Source organism: Allobosea sp. FG18 (genome assembly GCF_057809495.1).
This window is the reverse complement of record NZ_JBMDKB010000018.1, coordinates 70090-96832: the sequence shown is the minus strand read 5'-3', so window position 1 is coordinate 96832 and position 26743 is coordinate 70090. Positions and strand designations below refer to the sequence as shown.

The window sequence follows — 26743 nt, the reverse complement described above, 5'->3', positions numbered from 1 at the left end:
TTCCCCAGAAGGATTTCACCAACCATTCCATCAGCGTCTGAAAGTGACTAATCTCGGCCCTGAAGGACCGAGCTTCTCGCCTTCGCAGGCATGATTTCCTGTTTCCGGCCGCCAGCGCGGCTCGATTCACAGGCCATCCCCGGATGTCCTCCGGTTGAGCCGAGCCCGCGCGCCAGGATGGACTTGGCTGCGTTGACGTCGGCATTCTCGATGAGACCGCAATTCGTGCAGACGAACTGCGAGCGGCTGATGCGGCTTTTCGCATCGACCGTGCGGCAGGAAGAACACTCCTGCGATGTGTAGGCCGGATCGACGGCGATCAGCGCCGATCCGTACCAGGGCGCCTTGTAGGCGAGCATCGAGCGGATCATGCCCGGCGCGATATCGAGGAGGGACCGGTTCAGCCCGGCCTTCTGACGGACCTTCGATCCAGGACCATCGGCCGTGCCTCGCGCGGAAGCCGTCATGTTCCTAACCTTCAGGTCCTCCATGACGATCGTGCCGTGGTTCTTGGCGATGATCGTCGTGGCCTTGTGAGCTGCATCCCTCCTTCGTCTGGCGAACCTCGCCTGCAGGCGCGCGACGCGCCTCAGCGCCTTGGCGCGGTTCCTGGAGCCCTTCCGCCGGCGGGCGACACTCTTCTGAGCTGCTGCGAGCCGCCGGCGCTCGTGCGGCGAGACGCGCGGCAGCTGGAAGACAGTCCCGTTCGAGAGCGTGATCGGCTGATCCACCCCCAGATCGATGCCTATGGCCGGGCCAAGGTTTGGGGCGGCCTCTTGTATCTCCTGCTCCACCTGGATCGAGACGAACCAGTCGCCGGCGACCATCGAAACCGTGACGTTCTTGATCGCTCCCTCGACCCGGCGGTGCTGAACGAGTTCCACCCAGCCGGCCTTTGGCAGGAAGATACGCCGCTCTTCGAGCTTGATTTGTTTCGGATCGGGATAGCGGAAGGACTCGTTTTCGCCTTTGCGCCTGAAGGTTGGGTAGCGGGCCCGTCCCTCAAAGAAGTTCGTGAAGGCGCGATGGAGATCCCGGATCGCCTGCTGCAACGGGTGATGAGGTACATCCCTCAGCCACTCTGCCTCTCGCTTCAGCTCGGTCAGTCCATCGCACTGATCCGCGTAACTCAACCGCCGCGGCGCGCTGCGATGAGACTCCAGGGTCTTTTGGTCCAGGCACAGGTTGTAGACCAGCCGGCAGCATCCGACCGTCCGTCGGAAAAGGCCCGCCTGATCCGGGCTTGGATAAATTCGGAAGCGATAGGCCTGCTGGCGCAGCATGGGAAAGAAACTACGTTCGATTCCTTGGTTGGGCAAGCTCAGCGGATCGCCTTACCCGGCCCTGAAGGACCGGGTAAGGCGATCATGTGGTCAGAAGCGGCTGCGTTCCGACCGACCTGACAACGGCTTTGAGCACCGGCGCATAGTCCATCGCATAGAGGCCGACGCGGTCCAGCGGGTTGGTCTCGATCAGGCAGATACTGCCGTCGTCAGCGTTCACCGCAAAATCCATGGTGCAGTTGCGGAAGCGCTCGCCGCCTTCCTCTGCGCCGAGCTCGCGGCAGAGCCGTTGCGCCGTCGCGACATACCGGGCAACGAGATCGAGATCTCGCACCAGGTTCCGATCTCCGCGTCGGTGTTCGAGCTGCGGGTCGAACGGACCGTCCGCGGGGTCATGCCAACAGGGGCTGAGCCACTCCACCGTGCCGGCGCCGGCGACCGGCTCGCCGTCGACGATCATGACGCGGTACTCGTGGATGAGAGGAAGCTCCTCCTGGATCAGGAAGGCCTCGCGCCGGGCTTCGCAGTCGAGCATGCAATATTCGAATGCACTGATGTATGCGCTGCGGATCTCGTCATCCGACACCTCCCTGCCTTCAGGGAGCGGAAGACGGGTCGGGGGCATGTACTTCGCCTGGAAGATAATCTTGGCGATCAACGGGCGTTCGGTGCCGGCCTGAACACGCCTCGTGGCGCCGGTATAACCGTCCGGGCCATCAGCATCGCCTGTCGAAATCTGATTTTGGCGGTTCAAGGCGGACCGAAGTACGGCGCTTGCCCAATATCGTTCACCGCCGCCGAGCTTGCCGTTTCGTGGCCAGATAATGTTCAGCGCCGGCGCTTGTTCAAGAAGTGGATTCGGAAAGATGCTGTCGTGCTTCAGGGGCGCGCCGAGGAAAATGGTAGGGGCGTCGGGGTCGAAGGCTTCAGGTCCGAAGCTCCTGACCACTTGAAGCGGGTCATGGAGACGGTTTGGCGTCAGGATGTGCACACTGAGCCCGGCGTCGAGCGCCGCCAGCAGCACCACGGCGTTTTCCACCAGTCCTCCGGGTCTGCGATGGTCTGAAGCTCACAGGCCGGGACGTCGAGCGCTGTTGCCCATCTGGCGAGGAGGTCCTCGTGCCGCGCGCGAACAGCGGCGCTCGCTCCTTCAGGGCAGCGCCCAACAAAGGTCAGATCCTCGAATAGCGCGCGAAATACGACCTGAGCCCGGCTCAACCGAAGACGAACTCCGGTTGGGAAAGCGCCTCGTGTTCGACGCGCGAACGGATGAGCTCGACGAATTCGGGGAGCTTCTCAGCCGTGATGGCCCTCCTCCCCGCCTTCAGGGCGGTAACAGCCGTTGTGCCCGAACCGCCGAACGGGTCCAGCACGAGGTCGCCTGGGTTCGAGGAGGTCTCGATCAGCATGCGCACGAGATCGTCCGGCTTCTGCGTCGGATGCTTGGCCATGTTGTGCATTGAGCGGAACTGCAGAACGCTGCGGGCGCGCCGCGGACCTCCATCGACGCTCTCGTAGGTCGATTCCTTGAACTCCCCCATGTGGGTGGGGCCCTTCTTGCGCTTCACCTTCCGGGCGACCGCATCGAAAGTCAGCGGATTGTTGGCGGTCACCTTCTCGGCCGGCGTGCCGTCAAGACGGAACTGGACAACGAGTTCGTGGACGCGATTGAAGCGACCGGGCTGAGGTGGCCCGGAACCGTTGTGCTTCTCCCAAACGACCTCCTGCATGAGGGTGAGGCCTTTGAATTCGCTGCCGCGCAGCATGAAGAACTTGAGGGAGCCGAAACACCAGAGCGACGCCGTCGGCGACATCAGGGGGATGATTGCCTTGATCCAGCCTTTGACGTCGCGGTCCCATTCGAGCTTGGTGATGCCGTAGGGCGGATCGGCAATGACCAGATCGACGGACCCGGGCTCCACGCCGGCAAGAGCGGTGCGGCAGTCGCCATAAATGATCGAGACATCGGACGGCGCAACCGGCCTGAAGTTGGTCGGTGGGGGAAGGATGCGGACATCCGGCTGCTGAATGAGGTGTTCCACGGTTCTTGAATCCACGCGACGGGCCGCAGGAGGGTTCTGCTATCGGTGGCAGTTCGGTGGATAGTATCAAGGATTGAATTCTCTATCCTTGATTTGCCCGTGGATGGCCTCCATCGTCGTTCCAACAAGCGCGGAGATTTGCACAGGCATCCCGCCCGCTAGGAGTACGAGATGTCGGCCGCGATTTGGGCTTCGCAGAGAATTTCGTCAGCGATTGCCGAGGGGGTGATCTCCTTGGACTTGCCGCTGGACCACGACCAGATCCAGCCCGCAAGCCTTGATTTGAGGCTCGGTACCCGGGCCTACCGGCTGCCGGCGAGCTTCCTTCCGGGCCCTGGTAATACCGTTGCGGATCGCGTCGCGCGCCTCGCCACCCACGAGGTCGATCTGACGAAGCCGACGGTGCTGGAGCGCAACTGCGTTCACATCATTCCACTGATGGAGCGGTTGGCTCTGCCAAAGGGTGTGAGCGCTCGCGCCAATCCCAAGAGCTCCTCAGGGCGCCTTGATATCTTCGTGCGCGTCATCACCGACAATGGCGAAACCTTCGACGATGTGCCTGAGGCCTACTGCGGCCCACTCTATGCAGAGGTGGTACCTCGGTCTTTCGCCGTCCTCGCCCAGGCCGGTGCTCGCCTTGCGCAGATTCGCTTCCGGGAGGCCGGTGCATCCCCTTTCGCGCCGGTCCGGATTGTCCCTGTGACGATTGATCTTGAGCCTGCCGACAAGGCTGGTGGCATCATCGGCTATCGCGCGCGCCGTCATGCGGGTCTGGTCGATCTCGCGAAAATCGGCGGGCATTCGATCTCCGAATTCTGGGAGCCGATCACCGCGATCGCTGGACGGCGGGAGCTCGTTCTCGATCCGGACGAGTTCTACATCCTCATGTCTGCCGAGGCAGTTGTGGTTGGGGCGGATGAGGCAGCTGAGATGGTTGCCTATGATCCAGCCGTTGGCGAACTGAGGTCGCACTACGCCGGCTATCTCGACTGCGGATTTGGCCTCGCCGACGCCGGCGGCGCCGGATCTCGGGTGGTTCTCGAAGTTCGATCGCACGATGTGCCCTTCTTGGTCGAGCATGGACAACGCGTTGCGACGCTCGTCTATGAGCCCATGGCACAGCGTCCGGATCGGCTTTACGGGCAGGATCTCGGCTCCAACTATCAAGGCCAGGGGCTGAAGCTTTCGAAGCACTTCGCCTGACGCCCAGGCACGCCCGGGTCCGTTGCCCCGGCGTCTCCTCTCATTGTCCCATTCAAAGCTCTGCCGTCATCTCGACGGGAGCGAAGTTCAGGAGTTCACATGCGCGCGTCGCTTCTTGGTCTGATGGCCGCAACCGTTCTGGGTACGTTGGCGCTTTCACCCGCGGCCCACGCCGGCCCCTTCGAAGGGCCCGAGTTCGACAAGGCGATGACGCGCTGGATCGAGAACAACCCGGAGATCGTGCTCAAGGCGATCAACAGCTACGTCGAGCGGCAGAAAGATGCGGAGGCCAAGCAGGCCGACGATGTCGTGCTCAAGCTGGCGAGCGAGCTTTCGGATCCCGGCAAATGGACCCCGGTCCTCGGTTCGAAGTCGGGCAAGATCGTGCTGATCGAGGTGATCGACGCGAACTGCGTGTTCTGTCGCCGCATGGAGCCCGACATGCACAAGGTCATCGCGGACAATCCGGACCTCAGGGTGATCCGTCGCTACGTCCCCTTCCTTTCGCCGAGCTCGGAATATGCAGCGCGGATGGCATCCCTCGTCTGGCGGCGGCATGAAGGGCGCTACGCCGACTTCGATAAGGCGCTGATGGCCGAGAAGACCAACTTGTCCACCGACAGCGTCGACCGGATCGTTGGCACGGTGCTCGGATCGGAGGCGGTGATGGTTCTGAAGTCCGAGCTCGCCAGCGGGATGGTGCGTCAGGAGCTCGACGAGCACATTTCGACCGCACTGGAACTGACGCATCGCGCCAAGATCAACGGCACCCCGTTCACGATGATCGTCGGGGCCGGCCGTGATGGTCTCTTCCGCGGCGCGGTGCCGGCGCCTCGTCTGCAGGCCGCCATCGACAAGGCCCGGGCAGCAAGCGCCAGCAAATGAGCGACGATCTCGCGGTCCAGGGAGCTCCAACGGAAGGGGAACCGACGGCTATGCCGTCGGCCGAAACCCCGCGCGTGTCGCCCACGCAGCGGCGGCCGCTAAAGTTCGAGGGGCTCCGGATCGACGGCTTCAAAAGCTTCGCCGACCGCGTGGATCTGCCGATCGAAACAGGCATCACCGGCGTCGTTGGTCCCAACGGGTGCGGAAAGTCCAATTTGCTCGAAGCGCTCCGCTGGGCGCTCGGCGAGCGCTCAGCCCGAAACATGCGCGGCGATGGCATGGATGACGTCATCTTCGCTGGCAGCGAGCGCCGCAGTGCGCGTTCCGTCGCTGAGGTGGTGCTGAGCCTCGACAATACCGGCCGCACGGCAACACCTGAGTTCAACGAAACCGACAGGCTGGAGGTTTCCCGCCGTATCGACCGTGGCCAGGGCACGAGCTATCGCGTCAATGGAAAGCCAGCGCGCCAGAAGGACGTGCAGATCCTGTTCGCGGACAACGCCGCCGGCGCGACTTCGCCGGCGATCGTCAGCCAGGGCCGGGTCAACAAGCTGATCCAGGACAAGCCCTCCGACCGCCGCATCGTTCTCGAAGAGGCTGCCGGCGTCTCTGGCTTGTCGTCACGTCGCCATGAGGCGGATCTGCGTCTCAATCAGACGGAAGCGAACCTCGCCCGCGCAGACGACGCGCTGGTACAATCAAACGAGCTCGTTGCGTCCCTCCGTCGCCAGGCGCGCCAGGTTCAGCGCCGACGGGAGATCGATGGGCTTGTTCGCGATGCTGCAGCCCATCTGATGCATCTCCGCGTGATGGACGCTGAGCGGGCCGAGACCCAGGCCCGGGCAAACCACGCGGAAGCCGACCAGCGCGTCGAGGGGGCTATCCTTGCCGTGCGGGCCAGCGAGCGCGGGCGCGACGATGCTCTGTCGAAGGTAAGCCCGGCGCGCGACGCGCGCGCGCTCGCCGAGACCGCCTTTGCGCGCTCCGCTGCTCGGCTTGAAGGCATCGAGAACGAAGCTGCGCGCCTCGTTCAGGAGCTGCAGGACGCTCGGCGCCGGGTGATGGAGATCGCAGTCGATCGCAAGCGCGTCGACGACCAGATGGCGGAAGCTTCGCGGACCGTTGATGTCCTGTCCTCCGAGCGCGAAGAATTGGCTGTCGAGTCCGCGGAGGCACCGGAAGCGATCGAGCAAGCCTCGAACGCGACGGAGGCCGCGCAGGACTTTGCCCGCTTGGTCGAGACCGAGGTATCCGACCTTGCGGCCGAGGCCGCGACCCGGCAGGCGACCCGAGCCGCTGCTATTCGGCAGCGTGATGAGGCGGCGCGCCGGCTCGAAGCGGTCGAGCGTCGGCTTTCGGAAGCGGAGCTGAAGCTCCAGGCCGCGCGTGGAGACCTGTCCGAAGACGCCGAGGACGCAGCAATTGCTGCGGCCGTTGAGTCGGCGGAGCTTGCAGCCCGGGAGGCCGAGGCGGCGCTCGTCGATTGCGAGGCGGCGCTGGCCCAGGCCAAGGACCATGAGGCCGAAGCGGATGCGCGCCTGCGCGCCCTGAACGGCACGGCGACGACGGTGGCGGCCGAGATCAAGGGGCTGGAGGCGGTAGGCAGTACCTCCCCATCTGAAGACCCTGTGTCTGGCCGATTGACCGTTCCTGCCGGCATGGAAATGGCGATTGCCTCGGCACTTGGCGACGGCCTTGATGCAGGAACAGACCCCAGTGAGCAGACCTGGTGGGAGGATGTCGCCGGCGATCGCACAGGTGGGCTGGCTGATCGGGCGAGCGGTGTGGCCGAACTGCGGACAGCGCTGGCACATGTCGAGCTTTGCGAGAGCGACGACGACGTGTTTGCGCGGGCGCACATGCTGACCACAGGAGAGATCCTGGTCTCACCCAGTGGAGCCTTCGCGCGGTGGGATGGACTGCGCGGCCGTGGGCGAGCCAGTGCTGGGTCGGAAAGCCTCAAGCGCGCGAACCGGCTGCGCGAGCTGCGCGCGCAGGCTGATGCGCTTGCGTCAGACCTCGACGCTGCCCGCGCCGAGAAGAAGGCCGCCAGCGAGCAGCTGGAGCGTTCGCGCGCCCTTGCTGATCAGGCGCGGAGAATGTCGCGCCAACTGTTCGACGAGCTGGTCCGCTTGCGGGAGACCCTCGCTGTGCGTGCCAAGCTCGCCGAGCAGCGCAAGAGCCGTGTCGTGATTATCGAAAGCGAGGTCGGACGCGCGCGCCAGGAGCGCGCAGAGGCCTCGGAGCAGCTCCTCGCCTCCAATCAGGCGGTTGCTGAGATCCCCGCTGATGACGAGGCGTCGCGCCGCCTTGAGGAAGCCCGCCGGAAACTCGATGCCGCCCGGCGCGAGGAGCAAGCTACGCGGGCGCAATTTGAAAAGCTCCGCGCGGCGCATGCGTTCCGCGAGCAGCGCTTCCGCGCCATTATCTCGCAGGAAGCGGATTGGCGCCGGCGTCTCGGCGAAGCAACCGAGAACCGTGCCCAGTTGACTGCGCGCGCCGAGGAAGCCGAACGCATTCTTGAGGATGCGGCGCAGCGTCCTGAAAGCCCCGCCGAGGTAGTCGAGACTGCCAGGGCCGATGTTGCCGCGCGCCGTGAGGAGCTGAACCAGGCCATTGCCAGACAGGACGAGGCAGAGAGGCTTCGTGAGCAGGCGGACAACGAGCTCAGGGCCTCCGAGGGCCAGCTCGCCCAGCTGCGCGAGGCGCGCGCTCGTGACCTTGCAGCGATCGAGCAGGCCCTGGCCACCTGTCGCGTGGTCGCTGATCAAGTGAAGGAGCGCTTCGAGATCGAGGTCGCCGCGCTCGAAACGATTGCCCCTCGGCCCGAATGGCCGCTGGATATGTCGGCGGCGAAGACGGCGGCGGAGCAGGCGTTCGCACGGCGCGAACGCGAGCGTGACTCGCTTGGCGCGGTGAATTTCCTTGCCGAACAAGAGCTGGCGGATCAGGAGAAGCGCCTAGGCGACATGGAGCGCGCGCGTTCGGAGCTGCGAGATACGATCGTCAAGCTGCGCGAGCAGATCACCGAGATCGACAACGAAGCGCGGATTCGGCTTCAGGCGGCATTTCAATTGATCGATCGCCATTTCGGCGAGCTCTTCGTTCGCCTGTTCGGCGGCGGCGAGGCGCAGCTCAAGCTGGTTGGTTCGGAAGACATCCTCACGGCTGGCCTTGAGATCCTCGCTTCTCCTCCTGGCAAGCGTCTGCAGGTCCTATCGTTGCTCTCCGGTGGCGAACAAGCTCTGACGGCAATGGCGCTGGTTTTCGCGGCGTTCCTGTCGAACCCGGCACCAATCTGCGTCCTCGATGAGGTCGATGCCCCGCTCGATGACGCTAACACGGATCGGCTCTGCCGCCTCATCGAACAGATGGCGCAGAACGACGCAACACGCTTCCTCGTTGTCACGCACCGGCCGCTTACGATGGCGCGAATGAACCGCCTCTACGGGGTGACGATGGCAGAACGGGGCGTATCGAGCGTGACTCGCGTCGACCTCGATCGCGCAGTCGAATTTGCGAAGGAATGAAGGAATGAACATTCAATCCATGGGCGTGCTCGAATCATTCCTTGATCGCGCCCTGCTTTTGGTCGCATCCGTGCCGGAGATTGTGCTCGGCGTTCCGGCGATCGGGCTACTTGTGACGGGCGTGCTCGCATCGGGAATTGCGGGCGCTACCGCCGCAAGCCTGGAAAATGCGACGCTTCTGGGCAAGATCGCGGCCTATTTCCTGATTGGACTGCCAATCTTCGCCCTCGGGATCGGCTTTTGCTATCTCGCGCCGGCGATGGTGTCCTTCGACACGCTGATGAGGTCCTCGGCCCCGCTTGCGCGATAAGGAATAATCGCGTTCTACCAAGGACTGATGTGACTTATCCGCAACGATCCTTCTGGCGTTAAGGATTAAATGCGCGATCCTGTTGACGCCAAAGGACCGGCATGGTTTGGTGCTTTCACGGTCAACGTTTTGGTGGTTCGTCATGTTGGTTCAGTCTTCGGTTCAGTGCTCCACTCCTGCTGCCACGCAGGTCCCCATGGATGTTGCGTGGCGCCTGGCCACGAAGGCGATCGAACAGCGCGCTGGCGCTCAGATCTACGCCCACTTCCTCCGCCAGCTCTCCTTCGAATCGTTCAACGGCGGCATCGTCGCCCTTTCGACATCGACCAAGTTCCTCGCCCATCACGTCCTGACGAATTACATCGGCATCATCACCGATTGCCTGCGCGAGCAGCGTGAAGATGTGGTCTCCGTCGGCGTTGTCGTTCGCGGCGGGATGAACCAGCCTCCCAAGGCTCCGATCGTCGATCTCAGCGCCACCGCCAAGCGCCCCATTTCGGTCTTTGCCGAGGTCCAGAAGCCGGACTACGTTCCCCCGCCGGCCCCGGAAGGCCCGCAGCCCCGGACCGTCGCCGTTCTCCAGTCGATCGTCGGACGTCACTACGGCGTTTCGCGAACCGAGATCATCTCCGAGAGCCGCGCGCTCAAGCTGATCATGCCGCGCCAGGTCGCGATGTACCTCTCGCGCTCCCTCCTCGAAAAGTCGACCGGCGAGATCGGCCGTCGCTTCGGAGGTCGTGATCACACCACCGCCATCCATGCGATCCGCAAGATCAAGACCCTTCTCGAAGGTGATGCCGACCTGCGTGCCGCGGTCGACAAGATCACCCAGGAATTCGCCACCTCGACTGTCACGCCGACGGCTGCCGGCGTTGAGTCGGACGCTTCCGACGCCGTCGAACTCCAGGCCTGACCGGTCCTTCCCACCAAAATACGTAGACCGAGAGCGGGGAGCCAGGCTTCCCGCTCTTTTTCGTTGGGATCCGGCTCATCCACCGTTCTGGCCTCGCGCTGATTGACCCTCCGCGCGAATGGCCCGATCTATCGCTGGTGACTAGCGATCGGCCTACCCCATGACCAACGTCTTCGATTCCATCATTGTCCTCGATGAGGACGGCCTTCTGACGGCTCGCGGAGTGCGCGGGCGGTTCAGGCTCGCCCTCGTGACGGGTGAGCGGACGGCGTGGCATGTGACAGGCCCGGTGGGTCCTGCCGGCGACGCGCCTCTGGCAGCAATGGCCGCGGGCCTCGAGGATGCTCTCGTCCTGCTCGGGCGAGCCGCCTTCGGGCCGGCGCCTGTCAGGCTCATCGTGAAGTTGCCTTGCGGCAACGAGTTCTCCAGGCCGGGCCGCGTGCCGGTCGAATCGATACTGGCCGCGCTTGGATACGAGGTGATCTCCAGGCTCTCGGGCTTCGCTGGCTACTTGGCGACGACCGGAACGCCGGCGGACGACGTTGCCGGCGTCCTCCACCAGGTCGCGGCCGCCTCGGGCATGACTGCCGGCACACCTTCACTCGTGGAGAGCGATGCTGCCGGCGACCACTGGGCCGTCGATGTGACCTATCCCTTCACTGGTGTGATCCGTCGCTCGACGGCCGCTGCAGTGCTTGCAGTGGCGATCGAGGAGGCTGGGCTGGATGTGATCGACGAGATGGAGTGCGAGGCGACTGGGGATCACCCGGCCAATGTCGCTTCGGTCGTCGATCTACGAAGCTTCACCAACGCGGCCTGACTATGGCACGGCTGACCACTGAGGTTCTGCTCGACGACGCCTTTGCGGCCGTCTTCGGGACTTCGGTGGATGCTGCTCGTCAGCGCGCTGCCATTGGTGATGCGGTGGAGGACGTCGTCCAGCACATCCCCAGGGAGCTGCATGGCCTCGTGCGCGATCGAGGCCCAATCTACGTCATGGTCGACGGCGTCTCGGTCCGCTGCTCGGTGCCTTCGCGTTCGACCCTGGATTTGCAGCTGTCCTGGGAAGGAAACAGTCTCCAGGTCAAGGTTGCGCCCTGGAGAGGACGATCCATGGGAACCGTCGTGTCCTGTGACGTCGACAACCTGACGAACGCCGTCGCGATGATCAGCGTGCTCGGACGCGCTTGGCGACGGATTGTCTCCGTCGCGGATCCTGACAGATAGCGTTCAGGCGCTGCAGAAGCCGAAGCCGCTGCCCATCATCGTGTTCATGATGATGCAGGTCGAGACTTTGCTGTTGGCCAGAAGCACGCCCGCGACGAGGAACGTGATCCCGTGGCCGAGAGTCGAATTCGAACGTCCTTCGGCGGCAGACTTCATGAGGAACAGCCCACGCACGAAGGCGATCGCTCCGAAAAGCGTCAGGATCGTAAAGATATGGCCTATGACGCTCTCATATTGCGTGAACAGGCCGCCCACGTTTGAGTAGCGCAGGATCGAGGATCCTTCCATCAGTCCGCTTCCACCGATTGCCCCGGTCTGTCCGGTGATCGACTGGGTCGCGGCGCGCAGCAGGAAGGGGCCATTCATCATCAGGACGGCGGTGAAGACCTTCATCCACCAGCCTGGGGGAATCGATCCGCGATTCTGTTCGTGGCGAGCAAGCTCCCCAATCGCGCCGGCGAGCTGGACCAGGCCGGCCAGGAAGACAAAGGCGAAGACGGCCAGAACGCCGACAGGAACGACGTTGTTGGCGACGTTCTTGGCAAGGCAAGGGACCGGGTCAGCGGAGGTGATGCAGTTATCCACCCCCTTGATCTGGACCATGCTCAGAATACGTTGGCTCAGCTGGCTCGCAGCGCCGCCACCATCGGAGGTCGCATCGAGGATGCGAGCCGCGCGGAGATCTCCCGATCCGAAAATCCCGTTCGCACCAAGCAGTGAGGTCATGCCCATACCGGCCGCCTCAGGCAGAGCGATCAGCAGTGTCCCTGCGATCAGGCTCGTTGCCGCTGCGCCGTAGCTCCCGTCGCGGGAGTTGGCGGCTTCCTTCAGCTTCAGAATGCCCTTCCCGACCAGATAGAGGCCGGCGAGAAAGGCTGTGAAGGAGATCGCGATCATGATCGGGCCGATCAGATCGCGCAGAGCGTCGAAAGTGCTCTGTCCGAGGGTATTTGCTGTTCCGCCAGCCTGTGCCCAGGCCGGGGACGAGATCAGAAGCGCCAGGAGGGCGACGAATGCGGGCTCGTGAACTTGACGATGCTGCATCGCCGACCTCCCGGGGACGCTTGAGACAGCTCGGGCTCAGAAGCCCGAGGCGTTCGTGATCGAGACGCCGCCGAGACCGGTGGAGTTCGAGGTCATGTTGACGACCGCGGGCAGCGCGGCGAGGCCGGCGCCGACGGCGATGCGCCACAGGCCGTCCGAATATTTGGTCTGGCCACGGCCCTGCTCGGCGGCGGCTTCCTTGAGCTTCATCAGCCCAACACCGGCAAAGCCGATGCCGACAAGGAAGCAACCGGCGACCAGGAACTTGCCGACGTTGGTCAGCTGGCGGGTCCAGGTCTGCGCCGCATCGCCGATCGTGGTCGACTGCTGAGCGAGGGCCGGAGCCGCGCTCATCATGTGAACCGTGACGACGGCCAGCGCGAGATAGGGCAAAGCCCGAATCTTCTCGAAGGTCTTCATCTGCGTCCCTTTCGATCCTCATGGATCAGGATGGATTCGCCACATAGCACTGCGGCGGGAGCAGTGTAAGGCTGATCCTTGGGACTCACAAGGATCGCTGTTTATCAATCCTTCGAAATTCCATTGATTGCGCTTCTTCACTTTCAATGGGAAGCTACCGGCGTCGATCGGAGTCGTCATGGACGCAGAGAAAATCGTCGCCACAATCCTTTTGCGCGACAACTACCGCCGCACGCGAATCCAGTACCTCCTGCGCATGATCGTTGTCATGGTCGCGCTTACGGGGCTGTCGCTGCTCGGGACCTGGTCCATTCTCACGCGCGAGGACGAGTACCGCTATCTGATGACGGAGCCGTCCGGGAAGCTGCTCCCGGTCATCCCACTCGATCAGCGACACGCGAGCGACGAGGATGTTCTGAAATGGACGATGGATGCGGTGACGCGCGTCTACACGTTCGACTTCGCGAACTATCGGCGTCAGTTCCAGTCTGCCCAGCGGCTCATGACCCCGATCGGCTGGGACGGTTATCAGCGAGCACTCCGGGAATCGGGGAATTTCGTCGCTGTCGTCGAGAACAAGTATGTGACTACCGCCGCGCCGAGTGGTCCTGCCAGAATTTTGTCTCAGGGGCTTCTCAACGATGCGTTTGGTAATGTCAGGTGGTCATGGACCATCGAGGTGCCAATTCTCGTAACATACCAGAGCTCTAAGCAAAGAACATCACAAGATTTGATCGCCACTGTGACGCTAATTCGCGTCCCGTCCTACGTTAATTACTATGGCGCTCAGATTAGACAGATCATCGCGCGTTGATTTGCTTGCGATAAGCAACCATAGTTCGTCGTTTTACTCGCGTCAATACGCTGACTCGATGATCGCTATCCCACGTGATCAGCGGGTCAGCGCGGACGCTGTCGCCTCGGCGTCGAGGTCATCGGTATCCTCGACCTCGGATAGCTGGCGTGAGAGCGCGCGCGCGTGGCCTTCGATCGCCGAACGAACGGCAGGCAGCAAGGGGTGGCCGCCGGCGGGCATCGCCTCCACGATGCTTTCGGCCTCGGACGCCTTTGCCAGGACGGCCTCGCAGAGCGACTCGACGCGCTTCACCACCTGAGCAGGGTTCAGGCCGCATTCCTTCGCAAATCGCTGCCAGTGCCGGCCGCGCAGATGTTCGCCACGGTTCTTTCCCGCGATCTTCTGCGAGAGGTTCTTGCTGACATTTTCCCATACGTCCGCATTCATCAGGTCGTAGGCGGGGGCGAGGCGCGCGCCGCTTGCCGAGAGAGTCAGTGAGAAATTCTTGGCGTGCGCATCCGTGTTGCCGGCGATCACGTTGAAGACGACGGCATCGAGAAGCTGGAGCACGTCGGCGATCGGCATGTGTTCCCGGGTGAGCGCGAACATTTCGGTGGCACTCGGACCTTTCACGCCGGTCTCATTGCTCTCGTATTTCGCGCCTGGAAGCCGGCCGAGGGCCTGGCAGTAGTCCTCCTGGTGACGCCGACGCCAGCGCCCCTCGCCGCCCTTCATCCGGTCGTAGCGCTCGACGAGCAGGTAACTACGGCTGCCGGCGCGCCCGGTGGTCACCTTCGCCGTCGGCAGACCAACGAGCCTCGCCAGTGTCAGGCAGTACGCCTCGTTCTGCACACTGCCCCACATATGCTTCAGGGCGTCGGGCTTCAGGATGTGCGTGGACGGAGAGCCATCGGCAGGGATGCAGATGCGCCCGGCGGCGTCGATCGAGACGCCAAGCTTGGTCTGGGCGCCGGCGAGCGACATCGACACGCCGTCCTCGCTGAGCAGGAAGGGCTTGTTCGGCAGCTCGTTGATGATGCGTTCGAGAGCTTCGGCGCTCTCGACCGGGCGCCAGCCGGCCGTGCTGGTGTTGCCAGGCGTGCCGAAGGACAGTGCGCCTGCGGTATCGCGGCCGATGCGGGAGAGAATCCCCATGACGTCGGTGGGAGCCATACCGAGGAAGTGACCGACGGACAGCAGCTGCTCGCTTTCAGGAAGCAGGTTGGCAGCCCAGGGCAGGAAGATGCGCGGCGCGACCCTCGCTTCCGAAAGTGGCATCAGCACCGAGATCGGAAAGGCGCCCTGCAGGCTGAGCCAGCTTGGGTCGTACGAAAAACCCGGTCCTTCAGCGGATATCTCGATCGTGCCTACGAGGCGTCGCTCAAAGTGGACGGGGAGTCGGTCCATCTTCGTCCTCTTCGAGTGGGAGTTCGTCGTCCGGTGCGGGAAGATCGGGGCCAGTGGCGGCTGCCTGCGAGGGGCCCTCAAGCAGGGCATCAAGCCTCATGCCGAGCGTCTCCGCGACAAGCAGTGCCTTGCCGAGCTGCGTCGTGCTCTTGCCGCTCTCCAGTTCGCTCAGAAAGCGCCGGCCTACGCCGGTGGCAAGAGCAAGTTGCTCCTGATGGAGCCCTTGAGCTCGTCGCCGGGCCTTGATCATCGCTCCGAACGTCTTTGACCATTCGGCTGCGCGCCGCTCGACGCTGTTATCGTCCATCATAGAGTTCCATGTTCCCGATCGGTAACATAGGCTAGGTTTCGGCGTGTTTCAAGTCCATATGTTACCGATCGGGAGCATGGCGAAAGCAGCGGGCGTCCTAAACTGTGTTCCCGATCGGTAACATGGAGCCGCCTAAGGGCAAAGGTTCGTCCTCATGTTACCGATCGGGAACATGAAGGCGACGTAACGACTGTCCTTCGCCGACGCGTGCAGTGGGCAGCATCATCGCTCGGAATAGTCACAGCGAGTTCGTTGCGGCGACTACGTCGGGCCGAGCGGTGTGGGCGATGAGTGTGTGCCCTCTTCGCCTGGCAGAGGGCCATGTACGCGATCGAGTGATGCTTCGGCCGCACTTCCATGCTCCCGCTCGGGAGCAAGAAGGCGGATTCCGAGGCGTTGGGGCTCAAATGCTCCCGACCGGGAGCATGTCGATCGCGATACCTGAGGGGTTTGGTCGATTGAAACGGTGGATCGGGGAAAGCCGCGGATTGAGGAATTCGTGCTCTGAAAGGATCATGATCGAATTCCTTAACGAGCGCGACCATGTTGAACCGAATCGATCGCTTTCTGCCCCGTGCGTTTCGTCGTAGCTCGCCTGTCGTTGCGCCTGCAGCGACGGCCATGCCGACGGCATTGAATGGCCGCCCGCGGCTCCGAGGCGAGGCGATTGGCGTCGCCCATTCGAGCCCGCTGCCGCCACGGATTGACCTCGTCGCGGTCGAAGAAGGAGGAGCGCGCCTGGTGCTTGAGGCGGGATCGCTCCGGCCGATCTCACATTCAGTTGTTCGCCTCGCTGTCATCAATGGCGGTTGGGAGATCGGCAGCTGGATGGGGTTCTCCATCGTGGAGGACGAACTTCGCGGGCGCTATGCTCTGTTCCGCGCCTATGGGGCGTGCAAGCCGGTTGCAGTGCTTTCAGAGATTGCCGCGGGTTGGGACCTGGCCGGCCGCGCCGCGATATACCTCCCAGAGGAAGTTTTCTCTCGTCTGATCGAATATCTGCGAGGCTTCAGCGGCAGCGCTATCGAGCAAAAATCGGTGCGCCTCAACATCGCGGCCTCCTTCGATCCGGGCGTTTCTCGGTCGGAGCATGACACTGGAATCTGGCGCTGGCACGCCGGCTCGCGCCCAAACAAGGTCTTCGCCCTCATCGCCTGAGCGGCGCAACAGGTCGGTGGATGGCGGGTCCTTGAGCGTGGACAAGGACCGCGCCTTCATTCCATGAAGATCGGACTGCTGCACTGACGGCAAATGGATTGGAGAGCGTGTCAATGAACGTGATGGCCCAGGCTGGAGCGGTTAGCGAGTATGTCGAGCTGGCAGCTAGCATTCCGACGCTCCGCCATTTCGAGGCCTCTCACCTCGACCGAATCCAAGCTGTGGTAGAGGCGGCACGGATCTTCGCCGATGCGCTGGCGGCCAAGTTCAAGATTTCCCTTGAGGCTGTTGAGGGCTTGACGGCCGCCGCGCGAAGGCTCGCAACCGACCTCAGCGACAAGAACGGCAACCTCTCGCTTCTGGCCGAGGACGACTTCCTGAGTGCCCTCGAAGAGGAGCACGGCTCGATGTCGGCCGCATTGTTCGGGATCGCGACCTTGATCGAGCATGCCAGCGGCATCGAGCGCGACGTCGACGCTGTGCCGGAGGCGGACGAGAATTGGCGTCACCGCCTGGTGCGGGTCTCCCGCGCCGATTATCAGGCGGTGCTCAAGGGGTTCGTGCCGCTGCTCGGCGTGATCGAAGGCGCGATAACCTCGGAGGACACTCCGGAGCTCTACCTCCGTGAGATCTGGTCGGTCTTGGTGATGAGCAATGTGACGATCACCCATCTGTCGGATGCGGCCGGCATCGATCCCAAGGCCACGGCCTCGGCGCTGTCGGCCGCGGCCAAGGCGCTCGCCAACGCCTACAATTTCGCGATGAACGCCCAGATCAGCCGAAGCATCGATTTGATCACCGGTCTGATGTCCGTCCTCGATCAGGCCCAGCAGGTGATCGAGCGCGCGGTCGCAGCGCAGAGCAAGGACATCGTCATCATCGCGCTTCGGCAGCTGAGCCGCGGGCGCCTCGACCTCGACGAGAAGGTGGTCGTCGAGCTGGTCCAGGCCAACAAGGCCGCCAATATCTCCGTCCCTCGTGCGCTGAAAGCCGCCGAAGCGCTCCGCGCCGAGTGGGGCTCCGAACACGCCGCATGACCATCGAGCCGCTCTTCGCAACGCTCGATCAGCGGATCGAGGCCGCGCTCTTCGCCGCCTCGCGACCCCTGAAGCCAGAACGTCTCTCAGAGATGCTGCCGGCCGGCGCTGATGTCGCAGGCGCGATCCAACGTATCTGCGCCTTCTGGAAGGGGCGTGGTATCGAAGTTGTCCAGGAGGGCGGCGGCTATCTGATGCGCGCGCGCGCCGAGCTGCTACCTGCTGAGGCGCGACTGGGCTCGGGCCGCAAGCTCTCCGAGCAAGCGGTGGCTACCTTGGCGGTGATCGCCATGCACCAGCCTGTGACACTGAAGCAGATCGAGACCGTTCGCGGTGTGAAGCTGGGCCGCGTTGTGCTCGATGCACTTGTCGACGCCGGCCTCATCGAAGTCGTTGGCCGGCGCCGCGGCACAGGTACGGCCGCTGCCTATGCCACAACGGCGAAGTTCCTGGATCGCACCGGCCTTTCCTCGCTGTCGGATCTTCCGACCCCCGAGGAAGCCTTCTCGCTCGATCTCTCGGACCGGTAGCGGTCCCTCCGGGCGCGCCCGCGTAGATCTGCCCGCCATCACCTTTTATGATCAGCTTGGTCGAATCGAGGTGAACCCATGTGGCATCAAAACCCCGTTACGAAGGTCCCTCGCGCACTGCGGTTTGATACACCCCAGCGTTCCTATCGGTTTGCCTGGTTGAACGCATCGGTGGATCTTGTCGCCCGCCCCGGGGAGGATATTGAGGCAACGACTTTCCCTACCTCGATATCGGAGTGGCGGCTGACCAAAGTGGGCAGCAATTTCTGGCCACTCCAGGATAATGACCCCAAAGTTCGGCGGATCATCCTCAGCTGGGCAGCGGAGGTTGGGCTCGCGCCAGGCGTCTCACCGAAGCGACCAACGAGCCAAGTTGCTGCATGGGAGGCCAATCTCACAGACGACATGGTGAAGGCATGGGCGCGAGCATCCGGATACGACGGGTATGTCAGCAAGGTGGATGATGAGGACGAGGTCGTGGCCTGCACGATCTTCGCGGAGAGGCTGCCGGAGTGGACGCGATCTCGTCTGCCTGCGGTTCGAGCGACATCAATTTCAGGCTTTGAAACCACACAGGATGCCGCGGAGGCCATTGGGGATCTCACGCGCGTGTCATTGAAAGAATTTCTGACTGCACTCGTAGCCAAATTGAATTACGAGGCATGGATCTCGCACAAGAGACAGCTGGATGGATCTTGTGCCCATCTTGAAGAGGCGGCTGATCTGATCGGGGCCGCCGCGAAGGAAGTGGGATATGCTTCTGCCGCGGAAAGACGATAAGTAAAGGGATCTGGCTATCCGGGAACCGCGGTTGGCCTGAAGTTGGCGCGCAAGCGTGAGCGCCGTCGAGATGTTCGGCGCCCGTGCCATCCCGTTTCTGAGGGACGGCCCCTACGGCGTAGCCTGCTTTGCGCCGTACTGGTAGACCAGCTGCTCTCGAACCTGCTTCAGCCAGTCAGCCAGGTTGGTCGCGTAGGTGCCCTTGCTGTTACGCCGCTCACGCCAGAGAACCTCGATGGTCTGCGTGCCGGCCGCCCGTTGCAGATCTCCGGTGGCTAGAGCCAATACCTCGCGGACCCCATCATCAGCATTCACCTCTCCTTCGCCGTAGGGCGCAGAGAAACGCTGCATCGTGTTGGAGCCGACATAGGAGCGGTTATCTTCGACGAGTTGCCCGAGAACGGTCGCAGCCGCCCTGGAGAGGCCACCTCCAGAGGCTTCGAGCTTCACCGAGTCCACGATCCATGCCGTGTCCAGCGAGACAACGTCCGGGAGCTTGTCGCAGCTCGGGATGCGCTTCGGGCATCCCGACACGCCATCGGGGCCAAGAACGCGCGACTTGTAGCCCTGCACCTGGAAGCGCTCTGCCGAGCCGGTCAGGCCCATCAGGAAGCGCGCTGCGCTCGGACGGAAGGTGATGAGGAGCGTGAACTCGGCGTCCGCGATCTTGAGAGGTCGCACCCGAAGCACGACAGGCTCCCAGAGTGCAATGACGTCAGAGCCCGGGAGAGCCTTGGGTACACCGATGCCCTGGCCATCAGGAGCTTCTGGCGCTTGCGCCTGCACACTGGTGCCGAGAACCGCGGGGAAGGCCATTCCCTGCTCATCGGTCATCTTGCCGTCCTTCGTCGGGAGGAGACTCCGGATGAAGTTGGCGAGCTCGTCTTTCGGACGAGAGCGAGATCCGTCGAAGGAAGCCTCGAACGAGCGATGCGCCTTGTGAGCAGGGAAGAGGACGTTGACGCGATAATTTCCGGGCACCGCCTGAATGCGGCACCAGACGTCGAGAATGCCATCTGAAGGCTGGATGCCGAGCAGGAAGCGGATGCCCTGCCCATCCGGCTCGGCCGGCGGCGTGCAGTTTGCAGCCATCGCACCGGCGGATCCGAGTGTCATGCCGCTGGCGATGAGGAATGCAGAAAGGACCTTATGCACGATTCACTCCATGGGGTGCCTTGATTCTTCATCCATGTTCTTCAAACCTTCAAGCTTCGAATGATTCCTTGTTGATTGAGTGGTTGATGAGCGACGTTGGCAAAGAGGCCCCTGCACCGCGCGCTCCGCGTGTCGCGGCCACGAAGACAGTCGATCGAGTGCGCGAGGCATCCGCGATCGGCGATCTCGGCTCTTGGGCGAAGCCCTGGTATTTCGACGCGCCGCGCGTGCTTTTGACCTGTTTCCAGGTGACGCTAGCTCCCTTGGGGCTTGCGATACGCGCTGCTGAGGCCGCCGTGTCGCTGGCGGTGCTTGCCGTGATCGGCGTCGGGGCCGGCTGGTACATGGGGATGATCACTGATCAGGACGTCATCCAGCATCTGCGCCCTGTCGGGCAGCGAATCCTTGCGATGGTGCAGCAGGCCGGCGGTTTGCCGTGAGAGCGCGGCTGCTCGGGTTTGCGGTCTGGGGAGAGCGCTTCCTGGAGATCGCCGTCGCCGTCATGGTCGTGCCACCGCTCGTCGGTGGCCTTATGGGATTCGCGCTACTCCACGCGGCGGGCGTGGACAACGGAGAAGCCGTGTCTCTGCTGATGGATGTCGCGCGGCGTGCGCCAGCGCTCGTGCCAATCTGCATGACCCTGCCGGCCCTCGCAGCAATTTTTCTACGGAACCAGCTGCTGTCTGTGGTCCTCGCCGCGATGTTTATAGGTGCGGCTGCGGGAACCGGGGCAACGCTTAGCGTTCCGACCGCCCTGCCCCAGGACCACATGATTGCGGGCTCGATCGGCGCATTCATCGCCGCGCTGTCGTGCCTGTCTGCCGCGATCTATGCCCGCCGCGCTCGGCGGCGGGTCGACGAGATGTCTGCCCGCCTGAAGGCCGCTCAATAGCCGAAGAAGCGCCGCCCGACGCCGCCGTCCTGGTAGTAGACGACATAATCGCCGCGGTGGTAATCCGCCGGCACGGCGACGGCAAAGCAGACGGGATTTCCGTACCAGTCATACCCCCGGCGGACGCATTTCACGCCGGGTCGAGGGTCGGTCGCGTCTGCAACGATGGCGCCGCCCACAGCACCGATCGCGGCACCTGCTGCTGCGCCGCCGACATTGCCCGTGGCTACGCCCCCGACGACGGCACCGGCGCCGCCGCCGATCAGGGCGCCGCCCACGACGCGATCGTTGGCGCAGCCGCCCAAGGCGAGAGCGGCGATGGTGAAGATTGCGAATCGAAGCATGATGTAACCTCAAGGATAGTTCGCCCGATTCTCACATGGCGCCTACCGCGGCGCCAGCGCTGACTGACGCTTGCGGCTTTCGCGTTCGGAGCAGAACATGGCGTCACGCCCAAGGCCTGAGAATGTGAACGGTAGACATGCCCGAGAACGACAAGAAGCCGCTCCCGACCGAGGACCTTGTTGCCGACAAGGTCGAGCTCGACATCGAGATCGCCGTCTCGAAGGGGGAAGTTGCGGCTACGCAGCAGCCTGAGAGGGACGTTCAGATTGATCCGCCGGCGCCACAAGGCGCGCAGGCGCCTGGCGAAGACGCGACGGCGGAAGAAACCGCCCGGGCGCTGGGGCAGGTCGATTTCGATCCGGAGGCTATCGTGAGGGCGGCCGCGCTTCTCAATCAGCTTCCCCCAATTCAAGACGAGATTTCCGACGCCGATGCAGCTCGGATGGCTGCAATGCCGCGCGGCAACCTCGGCCGCGCCCCAGCCGGAAACGCTCGCCAGGTTGAGTTCCGGCGAGGTGGGCCCGGTGTCGAAGAGCCGCCTCCGCCACGCCCGCGACCGCCGGAGAACCTGCCGGCAGTTCAGCAGCAGAACGTGTTCGCACGCGACCCGAATTGGCAGGCGCCGCCTGCCCAGCCGCGATGGCATCGGGTGTACGACCTCCCGCGCTACTACCAAAACCAGATCCGAGGCCTCGGCCGCGGCGTCTTTCGGCGGTTCCCATGCTTTGCCGAGCATGAGGCCGTCATGACACAGATGGGGCACGATCCCCTCGGCTCGATCCAGGTGATGGCGAACCTGAACGGTCAGGGCTACCCGTCCGAGGCCTGGGAGCTCAATGCGATCGCCGAGTGGGTGCTCGGTGCCGGCGGCGGCCGCGTCGTGGACGCTCGCGAGCTGACCTTCGCCACCGTGATGCCGGACTATACCCCCCGCGTGATCGTTGCCTGCACGGAAACGGAATCCTTCCTTCTCGTGCAGGAACTGGTGGAGATGGGCGCGCCGGCCGACTCGACTTACATTTATCGCTGGCACGGCGGGCTGCGGTATTACCGAGACCATCCTCAGGAGTTGGCTGGGATGCAGCGTCGACAGATCGCGGCCGCCCGCCCGCAGCTCGAACATGATGCCGGGCCTGCAGTGGTCCCGCCGCGACTTGCCCGGCCTCGGAACGCCGCCAACGTCCCGGCTGTCGCTCGGGCCAGGCCCGCGACCTATACGCTGGTCCAACAGAGAACCAGCCAGGAACGCTCCGAGATCCTCAAGGCATTGCCGGTGGGGTCGTCGACGGTCGTGAAGAGCCCCGTGGTCGACCTGCTGAAGGTTGACGGCTTCAAGCAGTTCGGATCTTCGAGCGGTCCGTGCCTTCGCAAGCAGGTCGGCGCCGGCCAGTATGCCTATGTCTTCGGGGAAGCTGGAAAGTCGCTCGCGACCTCGTCGACGTTCCGTGTTGAGCTCGACGACGAAGGGACGCGTACCGTCCTCGCAAGCGACGCGTCGGACTTCGAAGAGATCAAGGCCATCATCTCCCCGTCGCCGGGGATGACTCCCTAAAACCCGGGGTCGCTCACGCCACCGAGATCCTGCCTTGATGGTGACTGAGCTGGGCCGCCTGGCAGGTCACGCAGTGCCATAGGCCCGCCCGGAAGGGGCGCTGACGGTGTCATGGATGGCCTCCGAGCAGGCGAGCCGACGCCTCCGGCCGGCGGCGGCACTAACTGCTGCTGAGCCGCAGGTTCCTGGTTCGGCGCGCGCGACGGGCTGGTGAAGCGCCGAACAGCCTTTTCGGCATCGCTCTGACGTTTGGTGCCTTGTTCCTGGGCCTCTCGACGAGCACGGCCGCCCGAAACCTCGTCATCCCACCAGGTTGAGACCCGTTCAGCGAGATCGTTTTGCCAGGGCCCGCCGACGAGGAATTCGACCTGCCCAGCCTCGGAGTGGAGGATGGGGAATGGGGGTTGCCCTTCGATCAGGACGAAGGCGCGCATCCGGCCATATTCGGCGACGAAGCGATACGGACCGATATCAAGGCAAGGGTAGTAGCCTCCGCGGGAGACGGGCTCAGCGGAGAGGGAGCACGACTGCCCGTGCCCTCGTTCGAGTGCCGAGCGAACGGTTGCGATGGCCTCCTGGTCGCCATTGGCCTGCGCAGGTGCGGCACCGAGGACTGCTGCTCCGAATGCAAGGATCACGAATCGCATCGATTGAAGACCTTGTTGTTGGCGATCCACCGTTGTTCCTTACTGGTAAATCAAGAACCGTTGACCGACACCTTCAAGCTGGTGATCATCCACGGGAAATCGAGGACAATCCATGGTCGAAGCAGGAATGAGCGGAGAAGATCTCGACGGTGTGGTGGAGGCGCCCGCCTCCGTCGTTGCGGTCGTTTCGCCGCCGACCATCTTCGTCAAGGATAACGAGCGGGCGACGGTCTATCGAGCGCTCGGCGCGATGCGGCTTGTGGGCATGCAGTGGCACAAAGGCCTCGAGGCTCTTATCAAAGGCCACGAAGAGGCCCTGCGCGACCGGGACGCAAAGGCTCCCCGAGGTGTGCTGCTCCTGCTGAAGGCGCTCCACAAGTCTTCGCGCGACGGTGGAACACAGACGATTTCAGAGGTCGTTGCCAGCTGCGCCGCGATCGAAGACACCGAGCATTTGATGGGCCAGGTGAAACCGCACGAGCTCAGCGATCTCAGCCGGACTGACGTCTACACGTACTTCGAGGCTCTCGCCGCGGCCGCGGAACGCCGGAGCTGATATCGATGCGACAGATCGAGGTCTATCGTTCGGCGGAGGCGCTGCTCGATCATCTGTCGCGCGAGCCGGTCGGCGCGGTCGGCATCATCGAGCGCGAGACCGGATATCTCGTGGTCAGCCTCACCGCCTTCGGACCCTCCGTGCGCAGTGGGAACCCCCGTTTTACGGCGCGGCAGATTGCTATGCAGACGTTGAACGGAGACGCCCCGTCCGTCGCCTTCGTCCCCGGCGACTGGAGTTCGTTTCGGACAGTTTCGTCGACGGACCTGGGAGAGTTCGTCATTCGCTGTGAGGGCCCCTCCAGCGGAAAGCCTGTCGGCCAGGTCATCGACGCCTTCGAGTCCGCCGCGAAGGCAAAGGTGATCGAGAGGAACACGGCGGGAGCAGCCACAAGCCGGGTCATCGCCCGCGCACCGGTCGTGAAATCGCCCATTCAGCTCGGGGAGATCCTGATCCCCGCCATTTCAACGACCAAAAGCGGAAAGGCGATCGACTGGCGCGCCGGAGCCGAGACAATCGCGACGCATCTGCTGCTCTCGCGCGATCCCAGTCCGGAAGAGATACGCTTGGTCGAAGCGAGCAAGGGCATTGTGCGCGACTTCGTTCACTTCACCGCGGACCCGAGCCAGAGCAACTCCCGGTTTCAGGTTCTGTCGATCGAAGTGCCGAGCGCCTTCGCGGTCGCTTTTCCGGATGGCAAGGTGCCGGCAGAGGCCTTCCGAGGGGCGTCCACCGCCTGACTTCAGGGACGCGGCGCGGAAGGCACGAGAGTGCAGACCGAGCGAGGGTCGCTGGTCAGCTCGATGCCGACATCTGTTTGGCCGTGCTCGTGGCGGTCGCCCAGCTTCCGCGCGAGCATCAGGAAGCCGCGCTGGGGCCCCTGGTACTGGTAATCCGAGACGGCGGCGGTCTGCTCGCGCCGAACTGTCTCGATGAACCCGGTGCGCGAGTAGACATTCAAAGGCTCGTCGGAATCGAAATAGGCGCCGCCGAACGCGTCGACCGATTTGAAGGTGCCCTCGCCGCCGGCGGTGTTGATGTAGTGGGTCGGGATGCGAAAGCGGATCCTCGCGCCCGGCCAGAGCGGAGCGCCCTTGGCATCAGCGACGGGATATTTGCCAGCGTTTGCGGAGACGCGGGGCGAGAAGGTCGTCTGGACATCGAATGCATAGACGTCCAGGCCATCAGGAGCCTCGTCGCCCCGCCCGACGACTTTGCAGGCTCCGCCCTCCGTCTCCTCCCAGACGAGCACAGTATGGCCCTCGGGGGCATTCTCGATGATGGTGGCAAAGCGCTGCATGTGCGGTCTCCTGCCTGGACGATGGCATGCGGCGGTGAAACCCACGAGACCCCCAGGGGTCTAGCGCTCGCGCTCTCTCCTGTGCGGAATCTCATCGGCACCGCGGCAACCGGCAATGGTCGCGTCTGCAGGATCGACGCCATTGGCGATCGCCATGGAGCGATAGCCAGCATAGAGCTCGATCCCGTCGTCCGTCACATCGGCGGGATCAAAGCGCCCTTCGCGCATGGCCATCCGGATCGCCAGGTTGTGGTCCGCTCCACGCAGCAGGAAACCGGCGCAGGTGCTGACCTTTTCCGCCCCGGACATATGGCAGCTGAATTGCGATTGGGACATGTCATGAGCGGTGTCGGCGGAATGGCGATATGCCTCGGCCGGGAACGCGCCCCGAGGAGCGTCCTTTCGCCACGGGCATTCCTCGCAGGGACGCCGGCGATGGCGAAGCCGATCCGATGTGGGAGTGACGACGGTAACGACCTGATGGTCAGAATCGGCCCGGCGGATCCGGGATATGCGACCGCGGGCATGGCCCCGCCTGTTTTCGTCCATCTAGCACCACCACAGAACCGAAGGGCGCCTACTCTACGAGGTCGCTCTTGCCGTTCAAGATGGGCGGACGCGCGCGCGGTGGATGAAGGACTCGCAGGATTGGCCATTGTCAGGTTCTGGATAGTCCGGTTAACCTTTCCTTAACGATCAGGAGAGACCGGTTATGAGCCACGCCTTTGAAGGAATGAACGATCGCGGTCCTTTCATCGGGACGCGGAAGCCGTCTCTCGTTTCTGTGGCTTCCGGCCGCAAAGCCACCGTTCTTTTCGACGAAGAGGCTGGCGCGCTCATCATCGCCAAGGGCTTCGCCGGTTTCGACGACGATGACTGCCTCGCCGCGCTCGACGCGATGGAGCAGGCTGAAGGCTGGGTGTGGGACGGTCGGCTGCGCTACATCGTTTTCGACCTGGCACATGAGCGAGCCAAGGAACCGGCGCGGCCGAGCCATTTCGACCAGCTGCTCTACGCCTACGCGAACCTGATCCTGCGCGCGCCGGTAATCTCGCTTGCTGTCGCGCGAGGAGATTTGTCCGGGTCGGATCTGGAAATCGCGCTGGCGAGCAACGCGATCATCGCCTCGGCCACGGCTCGCTTCACCCTGCCGCGGAGCCTCGATGGCGTCGCTGGCCGGCTCCTGGCGGGGAAGATGCGTGAGGATCGGGCCTTGGCGCTCATAGAGCGCGGCCCTTCGTACGCTGCGTCTGATCTAGTTTCCGAGCGCCTCGTAGCGGAGGTTCACGCGCCGGGAGATACGCTGGCCAAGGCGCGGCACTGGATGCACATGACAGGCCGCAAGCATAACGCGGCCTATCTGATCTATCGGGCGCAGCGGGTGGTGAACCCGGTGCGCTGGAGTGCGCTGACGCAGTGAA

Annotated in this window: 31 protein-coding genes; 18 read left to right on the top strand and 13 right to left on the bottom strand. The window is 63.6% G+C overall.

From position 1 onward, the window contains the following. Window positions 1–47: 47 nt before the first annotated feature. From ACODTJ_RS19735 to ACODTJ_RS19725, 3 genes are all read right to left on the bottom strand, one after another. Window positions 48–1283 carry an RNA-guided endonuclease InsQ/TnpB family protein gene (locus tag ACODTJ_RS19735; protein WP_488849679.1) on the bottom strand — a complete coding sequence of 412 codons (1236 nt, stop codon included), beginning with the start codon at window positions 1281–1283 and terminating at the stop codon, window positions 48–50. 82 nt (window positions 1284–1365) lie between these two features. Continuing rightward, window positions 1366–2322: an ATP-grasp domain-containing protein gene (locus ACODTJ_RS19730; protein ID WP_488849678.1), complete on the bottom strand. Its 957-nt coding sequence runs from the start codon at window positions 2320–2322 to the stop codon at window positions 1366–1368. Between the two features lie 175 nt (window positions 2323–2497). Continuing rightward, window positions 2498–3325 carry a DNA-methyltransferase gene (locus ACODTJ_RS19725; RefSeq protein WP_488849677.1) on the bottom strand — a complete coding sequence of 276 codons (828 nt, stop codon included), beginning with the start codon at window positions 3323–3325 and terminating at the stop codon, window positions 2498–2500. Window positions 3326–3496: 171 nt separating this feature from the next. Here ACODTJ_RS19725 and ACODTJ_RS19720 point away from each other — a divergent pair, with 171 nt between their 5' ends. The 7 genes from ACODTJ_RS19720 to ACODTJ_RS19690 all read left to right on the top strand — a co-directional run bounded on the left by ACODTJ_RS19720 (window position 3497) and on the right by ACODTJ_RS19690 (window position 11393). Continuing rightward, window positions 3497–4528 carry a 2'-deoxycytidine 5'-triphosphate deaminase domain-containing protein gene (locus ACODTJ_RS19720; RefSeq protein WP_488849676.1) on the top strand — a complete coding sequence of 344 codons (1032 nt, stop codon included), beginning with the start codon at window positions 3497–3499 and terminating at the stop codon, window positions 4526–4528. Between the two features lie 240 nt (window positions 4529–4768). After that, window positions 4769–5413: a DsbA family protein gene (locus ACODTJ_RS19715; protein WP_488849675.1), complete on the top strand. Its 645-nt coding sequence runs from the start codon at window positions 4769–4771 to the stop codon at window positions 5411–5413. Further along, complete coding sequence (locus ACODTJ_RS19710) at window positions 5410–8943, top strand: AAA family ATPase (protein ID WP_488849674.1); 3534 nt, start codon at window positions 5410–5412, stop codon at window positions 8941–8943. Before ACODTJ_RS19715 ends, ACODTJ_RS19710 begins: the two co-directional genes overlap by 4 nt. Before the next feature lie 4 nt (window positions 8944–8947). Continuing rightward, the gene (locus ACODTJ_RS19705) at window positions 8948–9253 is read left to right on the top strand and encodes a hypothetical protein (protein WP_488849673.1); all 306 of its coding nucleotides are present in this window, start codon (window positions 8948–8950) and stop codon (window positions 9251–9253) included. A 196-nt stretch (window positions 9254–9449) separates the two neighbouring features. Continuing rightward, window positions 9450–10166 (top strand): helix-turn-helix domain-containing protein, encoded by a 717-nt coding sequence (locus ACODTJ_RS19700; RefSeq protein WP_488849672.1) that lies wholly within the window; start codon window positions 9450–9452, stop codon window positions 10164–10166. Between the two features lie 160 nt (window positions 10167–10326). Further along, window positions 10327–10986: a hypothetical protein gene (locus ACODTJ_RS19695; RefSeq protein WP_488849671.1), complete on the top strand. Its 660-nt coding sequence runs from the start codon at window positions 10327–10329 to the stop codon at window positions 10984–10986. Between the two features lie 2 nt (window positions 10987–10988). Continuing rightward, on the top strand, window positions 10989–11393 hold the full coding sequence (locus ACODTJ_RS19690; protein ID WP_488849670.1) for a hypothetical protein: 405 nt from the start codon (window positions 10989–10991) through the stop codon (window positions 11391–11393). Window positions 11394–11396: 3 nt separating this feature from the next. Here ACODTJ_RS19690 and ACODTJ_RS19685 read toward each other — a convergent pair whose 3' ends face one another. Then, on the bottom strand, window positions 11397–12290 hold the full coding sequence (locus tag ACODTJ_RS19685) for a hypothetical protein (RefSeq protein WP_488849669.1): 894 nt from the start codon (window positions 12288–12290) through the stop codon (window positions 11397–11399). Window positions 12291–12473: 183 nt separating this feature from the next. After that, a complete protein-coding gene (locus ACODTJ_RS19680) occupies window positions 12474–12857 on the bottom strand; it encodes a hypothetical protein (protein WP_488849668.1) in 384 nt (127 codons plus the stop codon). Between the two features lie 178 nt (window positions 12858–13035). Between ACODTJ_RS19680 and ACODTJ_RS19675 the strand changes: the two genes are divergently transcribed. Then, window positions 13036–13671: a DotI/IcmL/TraM family protein gene (locus ACODTJ_RS19675; protein WP_488849667.1), complete on the top strand. Its 636-nt coding sequence runs from the start codon at window positions 13036–13038 to the stop codon at window positions 13669–13671. Between the two features lie 78 nt (window positions 13672–13749). Here the strand turns inward: ACODTJ_RS19675 and ACODTJ_RS19670 are convergent, their stop codons facing one another. Both ACODTJ_RS19670 and ACODTJ_RS19665 read right to left on the bottom strand, forming a co-directional pair. Then, window positions 13750–15060, bottom strand: a complete 1311-nt coding sequence (locus tag ACODTJ_RS19670; protein WP_488849666.1) for a type II toxin-antitoxin system HipA family toxin — start codon at window positions 15058–15060, stop codon at window positions 13750–13752. Continuing rightward, complete coding sequence (locus ACODTJ_RS19665) at window positions 15035–15367, bottom strand: helix-turn-helix domain-containing protein (RefSeq protein ID WP_488849665.1); 333 nt, start codon at window positions 15365–15367, stop codon at window positions 15035–15037. The genes ACODTJ_RS19670 and ACODTJ_RS19665 overlap by 26 nt, the downstream gene beginning before the upstream one ends. A gap of 546 nt (window positions 15368–15913) precedes the next feature. Between ACODTJ_RS19665 and ACODTJ_RS19660 the strand changes: the two genes are divergently transcribed. Then, a complete protein-coding gene (locus ACODTJ_RS19660) occupies window positions 15914–16528 on the top strand; it encodes a hypothetical protein (RefSeq protein WP_488849664.1) in 615 nt (204 codons plus the stop codon). Window positions 16529–16638: 110 nt separating this feature from the next. Here the strand turns inward: ACODTJ_RS19660 and ACODTJ_RS19655 are convergent, their stop codons facing one another. Then, the gene (locus ACODTJ_RS19655; protein WP_488849663.1) at window positions 16639–16977 is read right to left on the bottom strand and encodes a hypothetical protein; all 339 of its coding nucleotides are present in this window, start codon (window positions 16975–16977) and stop codon (window positions 16639–16641) included. Here ACODTJ_RS19655 and ACODTJ_RS19650 point away from each other — a divergent pair. The 3 genes from ACODTJ_RS19650 (at window position 16966) to ACODTJ_RS19640 (ending at window position 18875) form a co-directional block, all read left to right on the top strand. Next, window positions 16966–17565 carry a hypothetical protein gene (locus tag ACODTJ_RS19650; RefSeq protein WP_488849662.1) on the top strand — a complete coding sequence of 200 codons (600 nt, stop codon included), beginning with the start codon at window positions 16966–16968 and terminating at the stop codon, window positions 17563–17565. The two genes, ACODTJ_RS19655 and ACODTJ_RS19650, sit on opposite strands and share 12 nt — an antisense overlap. Next, window positions 17562–18095, top strand: a complete 534-nt coding sequence (gene scpB / locus ACODTJ_RS19645; RefSeq protein ID WP_488849661.1) for an SMC-Scp complex subunit ScpB — start codon at window positions 17562–17564, stop codon at window positions 18093–18095. The genes ACODTJ_RS19650 and scpB overlap by 4 nt, the downstream gene beginning before the upstream one ends. 171 nt (window positions 18096–18266) lie before the next feature. After that, on the top strand, window positions 18267–18875 hold the full coding sequence (locus tag ACODTJ_RS19640) for a hypothetical protein (protein WP_488849660.1): 609 nt from the start codon (window positions 18267–18269) through the stop codon (window positions 18873–18875). 111 nt (window positions 18876–18986) lie between these two features. On the opposite strand, the gene ACODTJ_RS19635 is transcribed toward ACODTJ_RS19640, so the two are convergent. Then, a complete protein-coding gene (locus ACODTJ_RS19635; RefSeq protein ID WP_488849659.1) occupies window positions 18987–20030 on the bottom strand; it encodes a hypothetical protein in 1044 nt (347 codons plus the stop codon). A gap of 68 nt (window positions 20031–20098) precedes the next feature. Here ACODTJ_RS19635 and ACODTJ_RS19630 point away from each other — a divergent pair, with 68 nt between their 5' ends. Next, window positions 20099–20470, top strand: a complete 372-nt coding sequence (locus tag ACODTJ_RS19630; RefSeq protein WP_488849658.1) for a hypothetical protein — start codon at window positions 20099–20101, stop codon at window positions 20468–20470. Beyond that, the gene (locus ACODTJ_RS19625; RefSeq protein WP_488849657.1) at window positions 20467–20922 is read left to right on the top strand and encodes a hypothetical protein; all 456 of its coding nucleotides are present in this window, start codon (window positions 20467–20469) and stop codon (window positions 20920–20922) included. Before ACODTJ_RS19630 ends, ACODTJ_RS19625 begins: the two co-directional genes overlap by 4 nt. Here the strand turns inward: ACODTJ_RS19625 and ACODTJ_RS19620 are convergent. Continuing rightward, window positions 20916–21266 (bottom strand): YMGG-like glycine zipper-containing protein, encoded by a 351-nt coding sequence (locus tag ACODTJ_RS19620; protein WP_488849656.1) that lies wholly within the window; start codon window positions 21264–21266, stop codon window positions 20916–20918. The genes ACODTJ_RS19625 and ACODTJ_RS19620 overlap by 7 nt on opposite strands. A 137-nt stretch (window positions 21267–21403) precedes the next feature. On the opposite strand from ACODTJ_RS19620, the gene ACODTJ_RS19615 reads away from it, so the two are divergent. Next, complete coding sequence (locus ACODTJ_RS19615; RefSeq protein WP_488849655.1) at window positions 21404–22819, top strand: hypothetical protein; 1416 nt, start codon at window positions 21404–21406, stop codon at window positions 22817–22819. Here ACODTJ_RS19615 and ACODTJ_RS19610 read toward each other — a convergent pair. Then, window positions 22816–23496, bottom strand: coding sequence for a hypothetical protein (locus ACODTJ_RS19610; protein ID WP_488849654.1), 681 nt, complete (start codon window positions 23494–23496; stop codon window positions 22816–22818). The genes ACODTJ_RS19615 and ACODTJ_RS19610 overlap by 4 nt on opposite strands. 82 nt (window positions 23497–23578) lie before the next feature. Here ACODTJ_RS19610 and ACODTJ_RS19605 point away from each other — a divergent pair, with 82 nt between their 5' ends. Further along, entirely contained in the window at window positions 23579–24022 is a 444-nt protein-coding gene (locus ACODTJ_RS19605; RefSeq protein ID WP_488849653.1) for a hypothetical protein, read from the top strand. 5 nt (window positions 24023–24027) lie between these two features. After that, window positions 24028–24762 carry a hypothetical protein gene (locus tag ACODTJ_RS19600; RefSeq protein ID WP_488849652.1) on the top strand — a complete coding sequence of 245 codons (735 nt, stop codon included), beginning with the start codon at window positions 24028–24030 and terminating at the stop codon, window positions 24760–24762. Between the two features lie 2 nt (window positions 24763–24764). On the opposite strand, the gene ACODTJ_RS19595 is transcribed toward ACODTJ_RS19600, so the two are convergent. Beyond that, a complete protein-coding gene (locus ACODTJ_RS19595) occupies window positions 24765–25322 on the bottom strand; it encodes a hypothetical protein (RefSeq protein ID WP_488849651.1) in 558 nt (185 codons plus the stop codon). Between the two features lie 60 nt (window positions 25323–25382). Beyond that, window positions 25383–25871 carry a DUF6283 family protein gene (locus ACODTJ_RS19590; protein ID WP_488849650.1) on the bottom strand — a complete coding sequence of 163 codons (489 nt, stop codon included), beginning with the start codon at window positions 25869–25871 and terminating at the stop codon, window positions 25383–25385. Window positions 25872–26106: 235 nt separating this feature from the next. Here ACODTJ_RS19590 and ACODTJ_RS19585 point away from each other — a divergent pair, with 235 nt between their 5' ends. Continuing rightward, entirely contained in the window at window positions 26107–26742 is a 636-nt protein-coding gene (locus tag ACODTJ_RS19585) for a Clp protease/crotonase-like domain-containing protein (RefSeq protein WP_488849649.1), read from the top strand. The last annotated feature ends 1 nt before the right edge of the window (window position 26743 follow it).

Excerpts from the sequence above, each read along its gene's own strand:
- ACODTJ_RS19680 (WP_488849668.1), bottom strand. The coding sequence starts at position 12,857 with ATGAAGACCTTCGAGAAGATTCGGGCTTTGCCCTATCTCGCGCTGGCC.
- ACODTJ_RS19720 (WP_488849676.1), top strand. The coding sequence starts at position 3,497 with ATGTCGGCCGCGATTTGGGCTTCGCAGAGAATTTCGTCAGCGATTGCC.
- ACODTJ_RS19590 (WP_488849650.1), bottom strand. The coding sequence starts at position 25,871 with ATGGACGAAAACAGGCGGGGCCATGCCCGCGGTCGCATATCCCGGATC.
- ACODTJ_RS19615 (WP_488849655.1), top strand. The coding sequence starts at position 21,404 with ATGCCCGAGAACGACAAGAAGCCGCTCCCGACCGAGGACCTTGTTGCC.
- ACODTJ_RS19660 (WP_488849664.1), top strand. The coding sequence starts at position 15,914 with ATGTTGAACCGAATCGATCGCTTTCTGCCCCGTGCGTTTCGTCGTAGC.
- ACODTJ_RS19735 (WP_488849679.1), bottom strand. The coding sequence starts at position 1,283 with ATGCTGCGCCAGCAGGCCTATCGCTTCCGAATTTATCCAAGCCCGGAT.
- ACODTJ_RS19685 (WP_488849669.1), bottom strand. The coding sequence starts at position 12,290 with ATGATCGCGATCTCCTTCACAGCCTTTCTCGCCGGCCTCTATCTGGTC.
- ACODTJ_RS19705 (WP_488849673.1), top strand. The coding sequence starts at position 8,948 with ATGAACATTCAATCCATGGGCGTGCTCGAATCATTCCTTGATCGCGCC.
- ACODTJ_RS19675 (WP_488849667.1), top strand. The coding sequence starts at position 13,036 with ATGGACGCAGAGAAAATCGTCGCCACAATCCTTTTGCGCGACAACTAC.
- ACODTJ_RS19600 (WP_488849652.1), top strand. The coding sequence starts at position 24,028 with ATGCGACAGATCGAGGTCTATCGTTCGGCGGAGGCGCTGCTCGATCAT.
- ACODTJ_RS19700 (WP_488849672.1), top strand. The coding sequence starts at position 9,450 with ATGGATGTTGCGTGGCGCCTGGCCACGAAGGCGATCGAACAGCGCGCT.
- ACODTJ_RS19670 (WP_488849666.1), bottom strand. The coding sequence starts at position 15,060 with ATGGACCGACTCCCCGTCCACTTTGAGCGACGCCTCGTAGGCACGATC.
- ACODTJ_RS19665 (WP_488849665.1), bottom strand. The coding sequence starts at position 15,367 with ATGGACGATAACAGCGTCGAGCGGCGCGCAGCCGAATGGTCAAAGACG.
- ACODTJ_RS19655 (WP_488849663.1), bottom strand. The coding sequence starts at position 16,977 with ATGCTCGATCAAGGTCGCGATCCCGAACAATGCGGCCGACATCGAGCC.
- scpB (WP_488849661.1), top strand. The coding sequence starts at position 17,562 with ATGACCATCGAGCCGCTCTTCGCAACGCTCGATCAGCGGATCGAGGCC.
- ACODTJ_RS19620 (WP_488849656.1), bottom strand. The coding sequence starts at position 21,266 with ATGCTTCGATTCGCAATCTTCACCATCGCCGCTCTCGCCTTGGGCGGC.
- ACODTJ_RS19595 (WP_488849651.1), bottom strand. The coding sequence starts at position 25,322 with ATGCAGCGCTTTGCCACCATCATCGAGAATGCCCCCGAGGGCCATACT.
- ACODTJ_RS19690 (WP_488849670.1), top strand. The coding sequence starts at position 10,989 with ATGGCACGGCTGACCACTGAGGTTCTGCTCGACGACGCCTTTGCGGCC.
- ACODTJ_RS19710 (WP_488849674.1), top strand. The coding sequence starts at position 5,410 with ATGAGCGACGATCTCGCGGTCCAGGGAGCTCCAACGGAAGGGGAACCG.
- ACODTJ_RS19605 (WP_488849653.1), top strand. The coding sequence starts at position 23,579 with ATGGTCGAAGCAGGAATGAGCGGAGAAGATCTCGACGGTGTGGTGGAG.
- ACODTJ_RS19695 (WP_488849671.1), top strand. The coding sequence starts at position 10,327 with ATGACCAACGTCTTCGATTCCATCATTGTCCTCGATGAGGACGGCCTT.